Origin of the sequence: Streptomyces sp. NBC_01429, from assembly GCF_036231945.1 — a bacterium.
Classification (GTDB): Bacteria; Actinomycetota; Actinomycetes; order Streptomycetales; family Streptomycetaceae; genus Streptomyces.
In genome coordinates this window covers 7,181,547-7,194,893 of the sequence record NZ_CP109599.1, presented here as the reverse complement: position 1 = coordinate 7,194,893, position 13,347 = coordinate 7,181,547, and the positions used below count along the sequence as shown (strand labels likewise).

At 72.6% G+C, this 13,347-nt stretch carries 12 protein-coding genes; 6 read left to right on the top strand and 6 right to left on the bottom strand.

Features of this window, described 5'->3' with window-relative positions; all coding sequences use genetic code 11:
• Nucleotides 1-40 precede the first annotated feature (40 nt).
• The 4 genes from OG627_RS31720 to OG627_RS31705 all read left to right on the top strand — a co-directional run bounded on the left by OG627_RS31720 (nt 41) and on the right by OG627_RS31705 (nt 3,670).
• Entirely contained in the window at nt 41-793 is a 753-nt protein-coding gene (locus OG627_RS31720; protein WP_329071027.1) for a GntR family transcriptional regulator, read from the top strand.
• 77 nt (nt 794-870) lie between these two features.
• Nucleotides 871-1,878: a 1-aminocyclopropane-1-carboxylate deaminase gene (locus OG627_RS31715; RefSeq protein ID WP_329071025.1), complete on the top strand. Its 1,008-nt coding sequence runs from the start codon at nt 871-873 to the stop codon at nt 1,876-1,878.
• A 188-nt stretch (nt 1,879-2,066) separates the two neighbouring features.
• Nucleotides 2,067-2,651, top strand: a complete 585-nt coding sequence (locus OG627_RS31710; protein WP_329071023.1) for a PASTA domain-containing protein — start codon at nt 2,067-2,069, stop codon at nt 2,649-2,651.
• Between the two features lie 158 nt (nt 2,652-2,809).
• Nucleotides 2,810-3,670, top strand: coding sequence for a hypothetical protein (locus tag OG627_RS31705; protein ID WP_329071021.1), 861 nt, complete (start codon nt 2,810-2,812; stop codon nt 3,668-3,670).
• 61 nt (nt 3,671-3,731) lie between these two features.
• Here the strand turns inward: OG627_RS31705 and OG627_RS31700 are convergent, their stop codons facing one another.
• From OG627_RS31700 to lnt, 3 genes are all read right to left on the bottom strand, one after another.
• Complete coding sequence (locus tag OG627_RS31700) at nt 3,732-5,435, bottom strand: purine-cytosine permease family protein (protein ID WP_329071020.1); 1,704 nt, start codon at nt 5,433-5,435, stop codon at nt 3,732-3,734.
• Nucleotides 5,436-5,585: 150 nt separating this feature from the next.
• The gene (locus OG627_RS31695; protein WP_329071018.1) at nt 5,586-6,068 is read right to left on the bottom strand and encodes an NUDIX hydrolase; all 483 of its coding nucleotides are present in this window, start codon (nt 6,066-6,068) and stop codon (nt 5,586-5,588) included.
• Nucleotides 6,069-6,077: 9 nt separating this feature from the next.
• A complete protein-coding gene (lnt, locus tag OG627_RS31690) occupies nt 6,078-7,682 on the bottom strand; it encodes an apolipoprotein N-acyltransferase (protein ID WP_329071016.1) in 1,605 nt (534 codons plus the stop codon).
• 229 nt (nt 7,683-7,911) lie between these two features.
• Between lnt and OG627_RS31685 the strand changes: the two genes are divergently transcribed.
• Nucleotides 7,912-8,997, top strand: coding sequence for an O-antigen ligase family protein (locus tag OG627_RS31685; RefSeq protein ID WP_329071014.1), 1,086 nt, complete (start codon nt 7,912-7,914; stop codon nt 8,995-8,997).
• A 27-nt stretch (nt 8,998-9,024) separates the two neighbouring features.
• On the opposite strand, the gene OG627_RS31680 is transcribed toward OG627_RS31685, so the two are convergent.
• Both OG627_RS31680 and OG627_RS31675 read right to left on the bottom strand, forming a co-directional pair.
• Nucleotides 9,025-9,585, bottom strand: a complete 561-nt coding sequence (locus tag OG627_RS31680; protein ID WP_329071012.1) for a hypothetical protein — start codon at nt 9,583-9,585, stop codon at nt 9,025-9,027.
• 160 nt (nt 9,586-9,745) lie between these two features.
• The gene (locus OG627_RS31675) at nt 9,746-10,546 is read right to left on the bottom strand and encodes a glutamate racemase (protein ID WP_329071009.1); all 801 of its coding nucleotides are present in this window, start codon (nt 10,544-10,546) and stop codon (nt 9,746-9,748) included.
• A gap of 58 nt (nt 10,547-10,604) precedes the next feature.
• On the opposite strand from OG627_RS31675, the gene OG627_RS31670 reads away from it, so the two are divergent.
• Entirely contained in the window at nt 10,605-11,843 is a 1,239-nt protein-coding gene (locus tag OG627_RS31670) for a glycosyltransferase (RefSeq protein ID WP_329071007.1), read from the top strand.
• Between the two features lie 99 nt (nt 11,844-11,942).
• Here the strand turns inward: OG627_RS31670 and OG627_RS31665 are convergent, their stop codons facing one another.
• Nucleotides 11,943-13,262, bottom strand: coding sequence for a TerD family protein (locus tag OG627_RS31665; RefSeq protein WP_329071006.1), 1,320 nt, complete (start codon nt 13,260-13,262; stop codon nt 11,943-11,945).
• Nucleotides 13,263-13,347 lie beyond the last annotated feature (85 nt).

Genomic DNA, 13,347 nt, shown 5'->3' with positions numbered 1-13,347 from the left:
GCCCTTGACAGGCGGACGGCGCGGGCATGCAATATATTGCATGCCGGTTCCCACCACTCCCCTGACCGCCCGGGTCCTGCTCCGCGACCGTGCCTTCACCGCGCTGCGGGACGCCATCGTCGACGGCACGCTGAAGCCCGGGGAGCGGCTGCGCGAGAGCGAGTTGCAGGAGTGGATCGGGGTGAGCCGCACCCCGATCCGCGAGGCGCTGATGCGGCTGGAGCGGAGCGGCCTGGTGATCACCAGGCCCGGCCGGTCGACCAGTGTCAGCGCGCTGGACGCCACGGCCGTACGGGACGCCCAGCCGGTGGTCGCGGCGATGCACGAACTGGCCGTACGGCTGGCCGTTCCCGTACTCGACGCGGACCGGCTCGCGGCGATGCGGACGGCGAACGAGGCGTTCGCGGCTGCGCTGGAGCGGGGCGACACCGGCGCCGCGCTGGCGGCGGACGACGCGTTGCACCAGGTGTGCGTGAGCGCCGCGTCGAACACCGTCGTCACGGAGGTCCTGGAGCAGTACTCCCCGCTGCTGCGCCGTATCGAGCGGGTGCGCTTCTCCTCGGCGGCCGGGCTGGAGTCCGTCGCGCTGCACCACCGGATGATCGACGCCTGCGCGGCGGGCGACACCGCCACCGCGGCGGCCGTCGCCCATACGACCTGGATGGCGCTCGCCGGCTCACCCGCCGAACACCGCGCGCCCTCCGGACATCCCGCACCGCCCGTACCTACCGCATCTCCCGCATCTCCCGCCCCGGCCGTCTCCGGCGGCCACGGTCTGGTCCACGCCCACTGAGCACTGTCCCCCGACCCCGACCGCCGGTTCCGCGCCCGCGGCCCGGCCGGCGTACCCCCGACGAGAGGAACTCCCCCGTGCCCATCGAGGATTTCGCCCGCTACCCGCTGCTCTTCGGCCCCAGCCCGATCCATCCGCTGAACCGGCTGAGCGAACATCTCGGCGGCGCCCGGGTGTGGGCCAAGCGCGAGGACTGCAACTCGGGGCTGGCGTACGGCGGCAACAAGACCCGCAAGCTGGAGTACCTCGTCCCCGACATCCTCGCGCAGGGCGCGGACACCCTCGTGTCGATCGGCGGCTACCAGTCGAATCACACCCGGCAGGTGGCCGCCGTCGCCGCCCATCTCGGTCTCAAGGCCCGGCTCGTGCAGGAGAAGTGGGTCGACTGGCCCGACGCGGTCAACGACAAGGTCGGCAACATCCTGCTGTCGCGCATCATGGGCGCCGACGTACGGCTCGGCTCCGACGGGTTCGGCATCGGGATCAAGGACTCCTGGCAGCGGGCGATGGACGAGGTGCGGGCCGAGGGCGGCACGCCGTACCCGATCCCGGCCGGCGCCTCGGAACACCCGCTCGGCGGGCTGGGCTTCGCGAACTGGGCGTACGAGGTGGAGCGCCAGGAGGCCGAACAAGGCGTCTTCTTCGACACCGTGGTGGTGTGCAGCGTCACGGGCTCCACCCACGCCGGGATGATCGCCGGGTTCGCCGGGCAGGACCGGCCCCGCCGGGTGATCGGCATCGACGCCTCCGCCCGGATCGAGGAGACCCGCGCCCAGGTCGGACGGATCGCCCGGCACACCGCCGCGCTGATCGGTCTCGGCCGCGAACTGCGCGACGACGAGATCACCGTGCTCGAAGGATGGGCGGGCGATCTCTACGGCGTGCCCGTCGAGTCGACGCTGGAGGCGATCCGGCTGACCGGCAGCCTGGAGGGGATGATCATCGACCCGGTGTACGAGGGGAAGTCCATGGCCGGGCTGATCGATCTGGTGCGCACCGGCGAGATCGGCCCCGACTCGACCGTGCTCTACGCCCACCTGGGCGGCCAGCCCGCACTGAACGCGTACAGCGGGGCCTTCTCCTGACACAGCGGGGTCTTCTCCTGACAGGGCGGCCGCCGCCGGTACGGCCGGCCCGGCTCCCCCGGCGTCCGGCCGTGTCCTGAACTCTTCTGTCGTATCCGGGTTTTCCGGCGTTTCCCGGCTCGCCGCGCCCCGCTTCCCGCATGATGTCCCCCTTACCCGCCCCACCCGCGATGCCCTTGGGGGGACCCATGCGTACCCGCACCGCCCTCGCGCTCCTCGGCGCCACGGCGCTTCTCACCCTCACCGCGTGCGAGGACACCGGCTCCTCCGCGCCCGACGCCACCACGAGCATGGCCCGTGCCGCCCTGCCGGACCTCGTCGGCAAGGGGCTCCGGTCGGCGCGGGACGCCGCCAGGTCCGCCGGCTTCCGCGAACTGACCTCGCACGACGCGCTCGGACGCGGCCGGGCGGTACTCCTCGACCGGAACTGGAAGGTCTGCTCGCAGACCCCGGCGGCCGGCACCCTGCCGACCGGCACGACGGTGGACCTCGGCGCGGTGAAGACCGGGGAGGACTGTCCGTCGAAGGACGCGGGAGAGCCCGCGCCGGCCGGCGGCACGATGCCCGACTTCACGGGCAAGTCGGTACGGTTCGCCCGCGCCGCGCTCGGCACCTCGGTCAGCGTCGACGCCGAGGACGCCTCCGGCAAGGACCGCAAGATCCTGCTGGAGTCCAACTGGAAGGTGTGCGGACAGGACCCGAAAGCCAGTACGAAGGTGACCGGGCAGCCCGTTCGGCTGGACACGGTGAAATTCGACGAGGAATGCCCCTAGACCCGGTCGGGGCGGGCAGCGGCCCTGGTGGGCGGGGGGTCGCCCGCGCAGAATCGACTCTCTCCAGACTGATTGGCTATTTGTCATCCATACCACTCAATCTAGTGATGTATAACGCCAAAACGACCCATAAGGCTCGCAGGAACGTTGACCCTGACATGGAACCCAGAGAGCTGTGGGAGCGTCACTCCGTACTCGCCGTGGCCTTCTGCGGCAGCGACGACCAGGTGCGCGACGCGCAGGGCGTCCTCGACGAGGCGCAGGCGGCCCGGACGCGGATGCTCGCCGCCTTCGCCGTGACCGTGGGCAGTGACGGCGCCGTGGCGGATCTGCTCGGGCTCACGGAGCGCGAGGTGCGGATCGCCCGGCGCACGGTCGGCAAGGACGACGCCCGTACGGTCGCGGAGTGCCTCCTCACCGTCGAGCCGGGCGAGCAGCAGCCCCCGCCGCAGCCGCACGGCCGGTCCGAGCCGTCGGCCGGAGTCTCCGCCGCCGGGCCCGGGAGCGAGAGCGGGGAGTTCGGGCCGGCGGCGAAGGCGATCCCGCCGCACCCCGCGCAGTCCCCGCAGGCCCCCGCACTGCCCGCCGCCGACTCCACCTGGTCGGCGGCGCTGGACGCGGTCCTGGTGGGCGGCTGGCACAACGGGCTCGATCTGACCTCGCTGGCGGCGGAGTTCGGGCTCGAACTCGCCCAGCTCGTCGCGCGGGCCCAGAAGCTCTCCGCGGAGGGCCGGCTCAACCAGCCCGTTCCCCACGAGGACCGGGCGGGCCGGCACCGCCGCCTCGACGCGGCCGGGTCCGAGCAGGGGATGTACTCCCCCGGCTCCCCCGGCGGCGCCCCGGGCCAGGCGCTGCCCGGCCCCCGGCCCAACGACGACATCTCCTGGCAGCAGGCCCCGCCGCACACGCCGCCGTGGGACAACACCACGACGACACAGACCGACTGGAACGGCATCGTCAGCCACTGGAACAACACGCCCCCGGCGCAGTCCTGGGACTACTCCACCCAGTACAGCTGACCGGCCGCGGACGCGCGGTACGGGACGGGCGGGACAAGCGTTACGGGCGGGACGGGCGGTGTCACCCGGTGACGGGCGCCGCCGGGAGCAGATGCGCGCCGGATTTGTCGGTGCTCAGGCACAACGAGCAGACCACCGCGTCGTGCGCGGGACAGGCCGCCAGATCGGGCCGCTCGAACTCCTGCCGGCAGACATGGCACTCGTACCGCACCGCGCTGGGGTTGCCGTCCGCGTCGAGCAGCGGCTCGTCGATCCCGTCCCCGCCGCGCCGCAGGTAGTAACGGCCCCGGGTGGCCACGGCCATCAGCGGGGTGACGACGAAGGCGATCAGCGCCGCCGCGACGGGTGAGTACGGCTGGAGCGTGTCGCCCAGCGCGTGGAAGTACATGGCGATCGACAGCCCGGACGCGGCGACGAAGGACACCACGCCCACCGGATTGACCGCGTGGAGCATGCCCCGGCGGAACTCGGGGATCAGCGGCGACAGCTTCAGCAGGTACTTGTTGACCATGATGTCGGTGGCGACGGTGACGATCCAGGCGATGGCGCAGTTGGAGTAGAAACCCAGGATGCTGTTGAGGAAGCTGAACATGTCGGCCTCCATCAGGATCAGCGCGAACGTCAGATTGACCAGGACGAAGACCATACGGCCCGGATAGCGCCGGGTGACCCGGGTGACGGAGTTGGTCCACGCCAGCGAACCGGAGTAGGCGTTGGTCACGTTGATCTTGATCTGGCTGATCACGACGAGCACCACCGCGAGCGGGACGACCAGCCACGACGGCATCATCGCGTCGAAGGCGCCGCGGAACTGCTGGATGGGCTCGGTGGCCGCCGTCGGTCCCACCTCGGAGAGGATGTACACGGCCAGGAACACCCCCATGGCCTGCTTGAGCGCGCCCAGCACCACCCAGCCGGGACCGGCCATCACCACCGCGGTCCACCAACCGCGCCTGTTCGCCGCGGTCTTGGGCGGCATGAAGCGCAAGTAGTCGATCTGCTCGCCGATCTGGGCGATCAGCGACAGACACACCCCGGCCCCCAGCAGCACGGACGCCGTGTCGACCCCGCCGTCGCCGCCACTGCCCGGGTACGCCAGGAAGCGGCTGACCGTGCCCGGATCGGTGCTCACCAGGTAGAGCAGCGGCCCCACCATGAGCAGCAGCCAGACCGGTGTGGTCCACACCTGGAGTTTGCTGAGCGCCTTCATCCCGTAGATCACCAGCGGGATGACCATGAGAGTGGAGACCAAGTACCCCAGCCACAGCGGCAGTCCGAGCCCCAGCTTCAGGCCCTGCGCCATGATCGAGCCTTCGAGGGCGAAGAAGATGAAGGTGAAGCTGGCGAAGATGACACTGGTCAGAACCGAACCGTAGTAACCGAAGCCGGAACCCCGGGTGATCAGGTCCAGATCGATGTTGTAGCGCGCGCCGTAGTACGCGAGCGGGAAGCCGGTGAGGAAGATGACGGCGGCGGCGAGCGCGATGGCCGCCAGCGCGTTCCCGGTGCCGTGGGTGAGGCCGATGCCGGCGCCGATGGAGAAGTCGGCGAGGTACGCGATGCCGCCGAGCGCGGTCGTGGCCACGACCATCGGAGTCCAACGGCGGTACCGGCGCGGGGCGAACCGGAGTGTGTAGTCCTCCAGCGTCTCGCTGACGGCCCGGTCGGTGTCCGCGCCGCTACCGGTGTCATTGCCGGGGCCGTTCCCGGTACGCGACGGATCCGGGCCGCCGTCCAGCGCCGCCAGCCGCGATTCGGTGCTCATGTCACGCCTCCTGCGGGGTGGGGGGATGAGGGAGCTGTGAGAGCGCGGCTCGAAGGTAGGCAGCGTGTGTTTCCCCGCCACGGTCCGCGCGTCACGAGCGCGTTTCCGAGTGATCTCAGTGCTCTTCCCCGCCCCGTGACCCCGGGCGGTCTACTCCGTTGTGGCGGCGGGCTCGAACCAGGTCGGCTCGTCCGTGAGCGCCTGCTTGATGCGGAAGAGCGCGAACTCCGGCAGCTCCGGCAGCGCGTCGACCGGGAACCAGGCCACTTCCAGGGACTCCTCGTCATTGACCCGCGCCTCGCCGCCGGTCGCGCGGCAGCGGATCGTGGTGTCCATGAACTGGCAGTGGTCACCGTTCGGGTAGCGGACCGGCTTCAGTGTCTGGACGAGCACGATCCGCTCCGCCACACAACGCACGCCGGTCTCCTCGTACACCTCGCGCACCGCCGTGAGCGCGGGCTGCTCCCCCGGATCGGGGATGCCGCCGATGACCGACCAGCGCCCCGTGTCGGCACGGCGTCCCAGCAGGACGCGGCCCTCGTCGTCGAAGACGATGGCGCTCACGCCCGGCAGGAAGAGCAGCTGCCGGCCCGCGCTGGCCCGGATCCGGCTGATGAAGTCAGGAGTTCCCATGCCGCGAGCCTAACGGGCGGCCCCGCGCCGCCTGTCGCGTGCGAAGCGCAGTACGACCCAGCCGATCCCGGCCGCGGCGACGACCGCGAGCAGCGCCTCCGGGAGCGCGCCGAGGCGGGTCGCCGGGGTGAGCGAGGTGCGCAGCGGCACCTTGTCGACCAGCGCGTCGGGCGTGAACATCTTCGTCTGCCGGACGACCGTGCCGTCCGGCCGGATGATGGCGCTGACCCCGCTGGTCGCGGGGACCACCACGGACCTGCTGTGCTCGACGGCGCGCACCCGCGACATCGCCAGCTGCTGGTACGTCATCTCGCTGCGGTCGAAGGTCGCGTTGTTGCTGGGGACGGCGATCAGTTCGGCGCCCGCCTTGACGGGGTCGCGGACGGCGCCGTCGAAGGCCGCCTCGAAACAGGTGGCGAGTCCGACCTTGGTGCCGGCGAGGTCGAACAGGCCGACCTTGTGTCCCGGCCCGAAGTCCCGCTGGACCCGGTCGACGTCGGAGCTGAAGAGCCGGACGAAGGAACGCATCGGGATGTACTCGCCGAACGGCTGCACATGCCGCTTGTCGTAGGTGGCCGTCGGGCCGCGGCCGGGCTCCCACCGGATCAGTGTGTTGCGCAGTTTGCCGGTGTCGGGGGCGACCACGGCGCCGATCACGGTCGGCACCCCGATCGCGTTCACGGCCTGGTCGATGACCGCCCGCGCATCCGCGTTGCGGTACGGGTCGAGGTCGGAGGAGTTCTCCGGCCAGAGCACGAAGTCGGGCTGCGGCTCCTTGCCGGCCTTCACATCGGCGGCGAGCTGCTCGGTCCTGCGGGCGTGGTTGTCGAGGACGGCGCGGCGCTGGGAGTTGAAGTCGAGTCCGGCGCGCGGCACGTTGCCCTGGATCGCGGCGACGGTCGCCGTGCCGTTCTCGGCCGCGTCGCTGACCAGCGGCAGGGCGGCGAGTGCCGCCGCGACCGGGGCCAGGACCGTCGCGGCGGCAACGGCGACGGCGGCGCGCGGCACCTTCCGGGTCTCGCGGTACGCGACGGTCTGCCGGACCGCCTCGTACAGTCCGAAGCCGCACAGGACGACGGCGAAGCCGAGCACCGGGGTGCCGCCCACGGCGGCGAGCGGCAGGAAGAAACCGTCCGCCTGGCCGAAGGCGATCTTGCCCCAGGGGAAGCCGCCGAACGGCACCCGCCCCCGCGCCGCCTCGCCGAGGATCCAGAGCGCGGCGGCCCACACCGGCCATACGGGGAGCCGGCTCACGGCGGCGATCCCAAGACCGACGAGACCGAGGAACAGTGCCTCGAAGAGGACCAGACCGAGCCACGGCACGGGCCCGACCTCCTCGCCCGTCCAGAACAGGAGCGGCAGCAGGAAACCGAGTCCGGCGAGATAGCCGAGGCCGAAGCCGGCCCGGAGCCGGCGCCCGTACAGGCTCCAGGCCAGCAGGGCGAAGCCGGGCAGGGCCAGCCACCACAGGGTGCGGGGCGGGAAGCTCGCGTAGAGCAGGACGCCGGACAGCACGGCCCCGCCGGGCCTGGCGAGCCGTCGCAGCAGGCGCCGCCCGCCGCTGGGCACGGGTGCGGACGGGGCGGGTTCGGCGGTGGTGATGGTGGCGCTCACCCGGCGGAGTCTACGTGGACGGTCCTCTTCCGGTCGGCGCGACCGGGGCGCCCCCGCGCCCCAGGACACCGCGGCCGTCGCGGCGCCGGGTGCCGTCCGGCCGACAATGATGCTTCGCAATCCCTCCACAAACACCCGTGCCTGCCGATACCGTATGCGCCAGTCCATGCCACCTGGCCGAATCCGGTCGTCGTGGGACAGGACCGGGCACAGCTGGGGGTAGGACACGATGGCCGCACCGGCGGAACGGTCCGTGCTGACCGAGGCGGCACGGGACCGGGGCAGGGCGGCCGACGTACTGGCCGCCGGGGCGCTCGGCGGCTGCGCCGCGTGGGCGCTGATCAGCGCGGCGGCGGGCGGGGGCAGGCCGGAGGGGGTACTGCTGGCCGTGCTCGCCGTCGCCTCGGGATATGTCTGCGGCCGGATCTGCGGGTCGCTGGTGCCGGTGGCCACCGCCACCGCCATGGCGCTCGTGGGGCTCGCCGGGGCGGTGGCATCAAGCCAGGGGGCGTTCGGGGCGGCCGTGACGGTCGCCACCCCGCCGGGCGACGCGGGCGCGGTGACCGCGCTGCTGGTGCTGGCGGCCGGGGCGGCGTGCTGCGCGGCCTCGGCCGCCCGGCGGCCGCGGACCCGCTCCGCGCTGTGGGTGCTCGCGCTCGTGATCGCGGGCGTCGCGATCCTGCTCGGTTCCGTCGTGGGCTTCCTCGCGACGCTCGGTGTCCTGCTGTGCTCGCTGGCGGCGGCGCGGACACGGCGCCGGGCGGTCGCGCTCGCCGGTTTCGCGCTGCTGACGGCGGTGGTCGTCGGGACGGGCTGGGCGGTGGCCGAGCAGGCGCTGCCGGAGGGGCTCTCGGCCTCGCTGGAGGGGCAGCTCACCCAGCACCGGGTCCGGCTGTGGCAGGACGCGGCGGCGCTGGCGAAGGAGCATCCGCTGCTGGGCGTGGGGCCCGACCGCTTCGGCGATCTGTCCGCGGCCGCCGCGCAGTCACCGGTCAACGACGGGAAGCCGCACTCGGCGCCGCTCCAGCAGGCGGCGGAGCAGGGCGCGGTGGGGGTGGCGCTGCTGGGCGCGGTCTACGGCGGGCTGCTGTTCGCACTGGGCCGCTCGCGCTGCTCCACTCCGGTGGTCCTGACCGCCGGGGCCGCCCTGACGGCGCTGGCCGCGCTGGCGAGCGTCGGCAACGCGCTGAGCTTCACCTCGGTGACGGCGGGCGCGGGGCTGCTCGCCGGGCTGGCCACGGCGCGGCCCGCCGTCGCACCGCCACCCGCCGCCCCGGCGGTGTGGCAGGACACGGTGGGCCCCACCCGGGCTTGAGCGGGGGGCCAGGTGCGGCCGTACGGCTCAGACGTTCACCGCGTCCGGTTCGGTCAGCGGGCGCAGCCGGCCGCGGATCACCCGCACTGCGGTCTCGGCGTCGTCCACCGTCACGGTGAAGATCCGGCCGTCGCCCAGCTTGAGGACCACGCCCTCGCCCCGGCGCACCACCACGGCCGTGCCCATCTCGGGCCGCCAGCGGTATCCCCAGCCGCCCCACTGGCGCGGGGTGACCCGGGGTACGAAGTCGGCGTCCACGACATGGGACAGCTCGATGCGGCGGCGCGGCAGGCCCATGTGCCCGCAGCGCACCTCCAGGCAGTCGTCCTCGACCCGGACGGACACATGGACGAAGGCCAGGGTGCCGAAGAGGATCAGCAGGCCGGCCGCCACGCAGCCGACGACGGACATCAGCAGCGCGGCGATTCCGGTGGTCCAGTTGGAGTCGACGGCCAGCTCCACGCCGAGCGCCACACATCCGGCGCCCGCGGCTGCCAGCAGCCACTGCGCACGGTTGGTCGCTCGGCCGGTCCAGGTTTCGGGCGGGGGCTCAGCGGAGTGGCCCTCTTGCCGGGGGTGCTCCCTCATGCCAAGCAGCGTACTCAGATTCCGGGCGTTCGGGAGTGCTGTGGACCGCCGGACGGGGGCATACGGTCACCCCTGCCGCAGCGCGCGAGAGGGCCCGTACCCGCGCCGTACCGGGCCCGTACCCGCGCCGTACCGTGCCGGTGCCCGTGAACCCACTCCGTCAGCGCGGCTGTCCCACGGCGGCCAGCAGCCGTCCCTCGGCGTACGCCAGCGCGGCCGCCGGAAGGTCGGCCTCCGCTCCGCCGAGGAGCACCGTCAGCCGGGGCGCGGGCCGCTCGGCGGGGTCGGCCGCCGGATCGGCGGCCGGCTCCCCGATCCGGCGCAGGGCCTGCGCGGCGACCGCGCCGGCCGATCCCAGCAGGCCGGGGTCCGGCAGTCCGGCCCGCTGGAGGGCGGTCCGGATACGTTCGGCGACCAGCTCGTAGTGCGTACAACCCAGGACGACGGTCCGCACGTCACGCGGCGTCAGCGCGGCGGCCTCGGCCACGGCCCGGTCGATCGCGGCCTCGTCGGCGTGCTCCACGGCGTCCGCGAGACCGGGGCAGGGCACCTCGGTGACCCGGACGCCGGCGGCGAAGTCACGGATCAGCCCGCGCTGGTAGGGGCTGCCGGTGGTGGCCGGGGTGGCCCAGATCGCGATGGGCCCGCCCCCGGCGGCGGCGGGCTTGATCGCCGGGACCGTACCGATGACGGGCAGCAGCGGCTCCAACTCGGCGCGGAGCGTGGGCAGCGCGTGCACGGTGGCGGTGTTGCAGGCGACGATCAGCGCGTCAGGGCGGTACTCGGCCGCCGCGCGGGCCACCGCGAGCGCGAGCCCGGTGAGGTCCTGCGGGGTACGGGGGCCCCAGGGCATGGTGTCGGGGGCCGAGGAGAGCACGAGATCCGCGTCGGGGCGCAGCTCCCGTACCGCGCGGGCCGCCGCGAGCAGGCCGATACCGGAGTCCATGAGCGCGATCTTCACCCGGTCACCATAGTCGACGGCACTTGCGGTCCCCGCGTCGTGGTGCAGACTGCGGCGAATGAGCGCCATTGCCTGGATCGCCGTGATTTCGCTGACCGCCTGGGGCTGGCTGTTGCTGGGGCAGGGGTTCTTCTGGCGTACGGATCAGCGGCTGCCCGGACGCGGGGGCCACGCGCGGGCGGAGTACGAGAGCCTCAGACGCCCCAAGGAGCTGGGGCAGGACGATCTGGCGCGGCAGTGGCCGTCCGTCGCGGTCGTGGTGCCCGCGCGGGACGAGGCGGCGGTGCTTCCGGAGTCACTGCCGTCCCTTCTCTCCCAGGTCTATCCCGGTGAGGCCGAGATCTTCCTCGTGGACGACGGCAGCTCGGACGGCACGGGCGCGCTCGCCCGTGAACTGGCCGCGCGGTACGGCGGTCTGCCGCTGACGGTGGCGTCGCCCGGCGAACCCGAACCCGGCTGGACCGGCAAGCTGTGGGCGATGCGGCACGGCATCGCGCTGGCCCGCGCCGGTGCCCGCGCCCCCGACTTCCTGCTGCTCACCGACGCGGACATCGCCCATGAGCCGGACAGTCTGCGGGAGCTGGTCGTCGCCGCCGAGTCGCACGATCTGGACCTGGTCTCGCAGATGGCGCGGCTGCGGGTGGCCAGTGCCTGGGAGAAGCTCGTCGTGCCGGCGTTCGTGTACTTCTTCGCGCAGCTGTATCCGTTCCGCTGGATCAACCGTCCGGGAGGCCGGACGGCGGCGGCGGCCGGCGGCTGCGTGCTGCTGCGTACGGAGACGGCGGTACGGGTCCGGGTGCCCGACTCGTTCCACCAGGCCGTCATCGACGACGTGTCGCTGGCCAAGGCGGTGCGGCGGGGCGGTGGCCGGATCTGGCTGGGGCTGGCGGAGCGGGTGGACAGCGTCCGTCCGTACCCGGGGCTGTCCGATCTGTGGCGGATGGTCTCGCGCAGCGCGTACGCGCAGCTCAGGCACAATCCGCTGCTGCTCGTGGGGACGGTGGCGGGGCTCGCGGTGATATATCTGGCGCCGCCGGTCGCGCTCTGCGCGGGGATCTTCGGCGGGGACGTGCCGGCGGGCCTGCTGGGGCTCGTGGCGTGGGCGGTGATGACGGGGACGTACATCCCGATACTGCGCTACTACCGGCTCTCGCTGTGGCAGGCCCCGGTGCTGCCGCTCACGGCGTCGCTCTATCTGCTGATGACGGTCGATTCGGCCGTGCAGCACTACCGGGGGCGCGGCGCGGCCTGGAAGGGCCGCACCTATGCCCGCCCGGAGGCCGCGCCGGACCGCTGAGCGCGGGGGTCGGGCGGCGGCCGGGCGGGTGCCCGGCGGTGGGCGGGCGTAGGCCGACCGGTCACGGGCGCGCCGTGTCCGGCCGGTTTTCGGCGTAGGTCACTTCCTCCCGGGTGTCCAGTTCATGCCCCATCCATAGGCGTAATCGATGGTGCGCTGCGGGCTCACGCCGCGTTCCGGCACCAGAAAACGCGCTTCGCGCTGGACGACGAGATCCGAGCCGGTATTGGTGATCAGCGCCAGCGAGCAGACCGTCGAGGGAACGGTGCATTCCCCGAGCGAGAAGTCGATCGGGGCGCCGTGCTGCGGCTGAAGAGTGACCGTCGCGTCGAGATCCGCGAAACTGCTCGCGCCTTCATAGATGGTGACGAAGATGACGAGGCGGCGCAGCCGGTCCTTGTGATCCAGGTTGATGGTGAGGTTCTCACCGCTGTCGGACCCGCCGGTGCGGTCGTCGCCGTCGAGATGGATGTAGGGCGCTCTGTCGAGTGCGCCGAAGGCATTGCCGAGCGCCTGGACAACGCCTTTGCGGCCGTCGGTCAGTTCATAGAGGGCGCACAGGTCCAGATCGAGTTCGCTCTGCGGGGCGAAGGCTCCGCCGAGTTTGGCGCCCCAGCCCTTGAGCTGTTTGCGCGACCGCCAGCTGAGGTTGACGCGCATGCTGCCCGAGGTTCCGCCCTGTTTCGCCAGGGAGACGGACGGAGCCTCCTTGGTCAGCGTCACCTTGCTCAGCCGCACGGGAGCGGCCGGTGGGGCCGGTGGCGGCGGGCTCGCCGGTACGGGGGGAACCGACAGCGACGGCAGGGTGGGCGCGTACGCGGGGGCGGAGGGCGGTGGTACGGGCGGAGCGGCGGGCGCGGCGGCCGGCCGCGCGGCGGGCGCGGGCGGCGCGGCCGGCTCGTCGACCGAGATCCCGAAGTCCGTTGCCAGACCGGCGAGTCCGCTGTCGTACCCCTGTCCCACCGCCCGGAACTTCCACTGCCCTTGGCGGCGGTACAGCTCGCCGAGGACGAACGCCGTCTCGACGCTCGCGTCCCGGCTCTCGTACCGCGCGATCTCGGTCCCGGCCGCCGCGTCCAGCACCCGTACCCGCAGCTCCGGCACCCGGCCGAAGGTGCCGCCGTCCGCCGAGGCGGCCAGGACGATCCGTTCGACGGTGGGCTCCACGCGTGCGAGGTCGACGGCGAGGGTGTCGGTGAAGCCCGCCCCACCGGGCTGTTTCCCCTCGTGCCGCACCGCCCCCGAGGTGTGTTCCGGCTGGTTGTAGAAGACGAAGTCGGCGTCGGAACGGACCTTGCCGGACACGAGGAGCAGCGCGGAGGCGTCGACATCCGGCACTCCCGGTCCTGAACTCCATCCCAATTCGACGCGCACAGCCGGTGCGGACACCGGAAGATTCGCTCCTTTAAGCATGGACATGATCGCCCCCATCATGAGTCGCGGTGTCCGAGGATTCCATCCCCCCAACCTAATCGGCTGACCGCGGTCCGACCCCGGCGGGACC

What these genes read in the sequence shown, in the direction of transcription:
- OG627_RS31685 (WP_329071014.1), top strand. Translation starts at nt 7,912, where the DNA reads ATGGCCGCACCGGCGGAACGGTCCGTGCTGACCGAGGCGGCACGGGAC.
- OG627_RS31670 (WP_329071007.1), top strand. Translation starts at nt 10,605, where the DNA reads ATGAGCGCCATTGCCTGGATCGCCGTGATTTCGCTGACCGCCTGGGGC.
- OG627_RS31695 (WP_329071018.1), bottom strand. Translation starts at nt 6,068, where the DNA reads ATGGGAACTCCTGACTTCATCAGCCGGATCCGGGCCAGCGCGGGCCGG.
- OG627_RS31700 (WP_329071020.1), bottom strand. Translation starts at nt 5,435, where the DNA reads ATGAGCACCGAATCGCGGCTGGCGGCGCTGGACGGCGGCCCGGATCCG.
- OG627_RS31680 (WP_329071012.1), bottom strand. Translation starts at nt 9,585, where the DNA reads ATGAGGGAGCACCCCCGGCAAGAGGGCCACTCCGCTGAGCCCCCGCCC.
- OG627_RS31720 (WP_329071027.1), top strand. Translation starts at nt 41, where the DNA reads ATGCCGGTTCCCACCACTCCCCTGACCGCCCGGGTCCTGCTCCGCGAC.
- OG627_RS31665 (WP_329071006.1), bottom strand. Translation starts at nt 13,262, where the DNA reads ATGTCCATGCTTAAAGGAGCGAATCTTCCGGTGTCCGCACCGGCTGTG.
- OG627_RS31710 (WP_329071023.1), top strand. Translation starts at nt 2,067, where the DNA reads ATGCGTACCCGCACCGCCCTCGCGCTCCTCGGCGCCACGGCGCTTCTC.
- OG627_RS31705 (WP_329071021.1), top strand. Translation starts at nt 2,810, where the DNA reads ATGGAACCCAGAGAGCTGTGGGAGCGTCACTCCGTACTCGCCGTGGCC.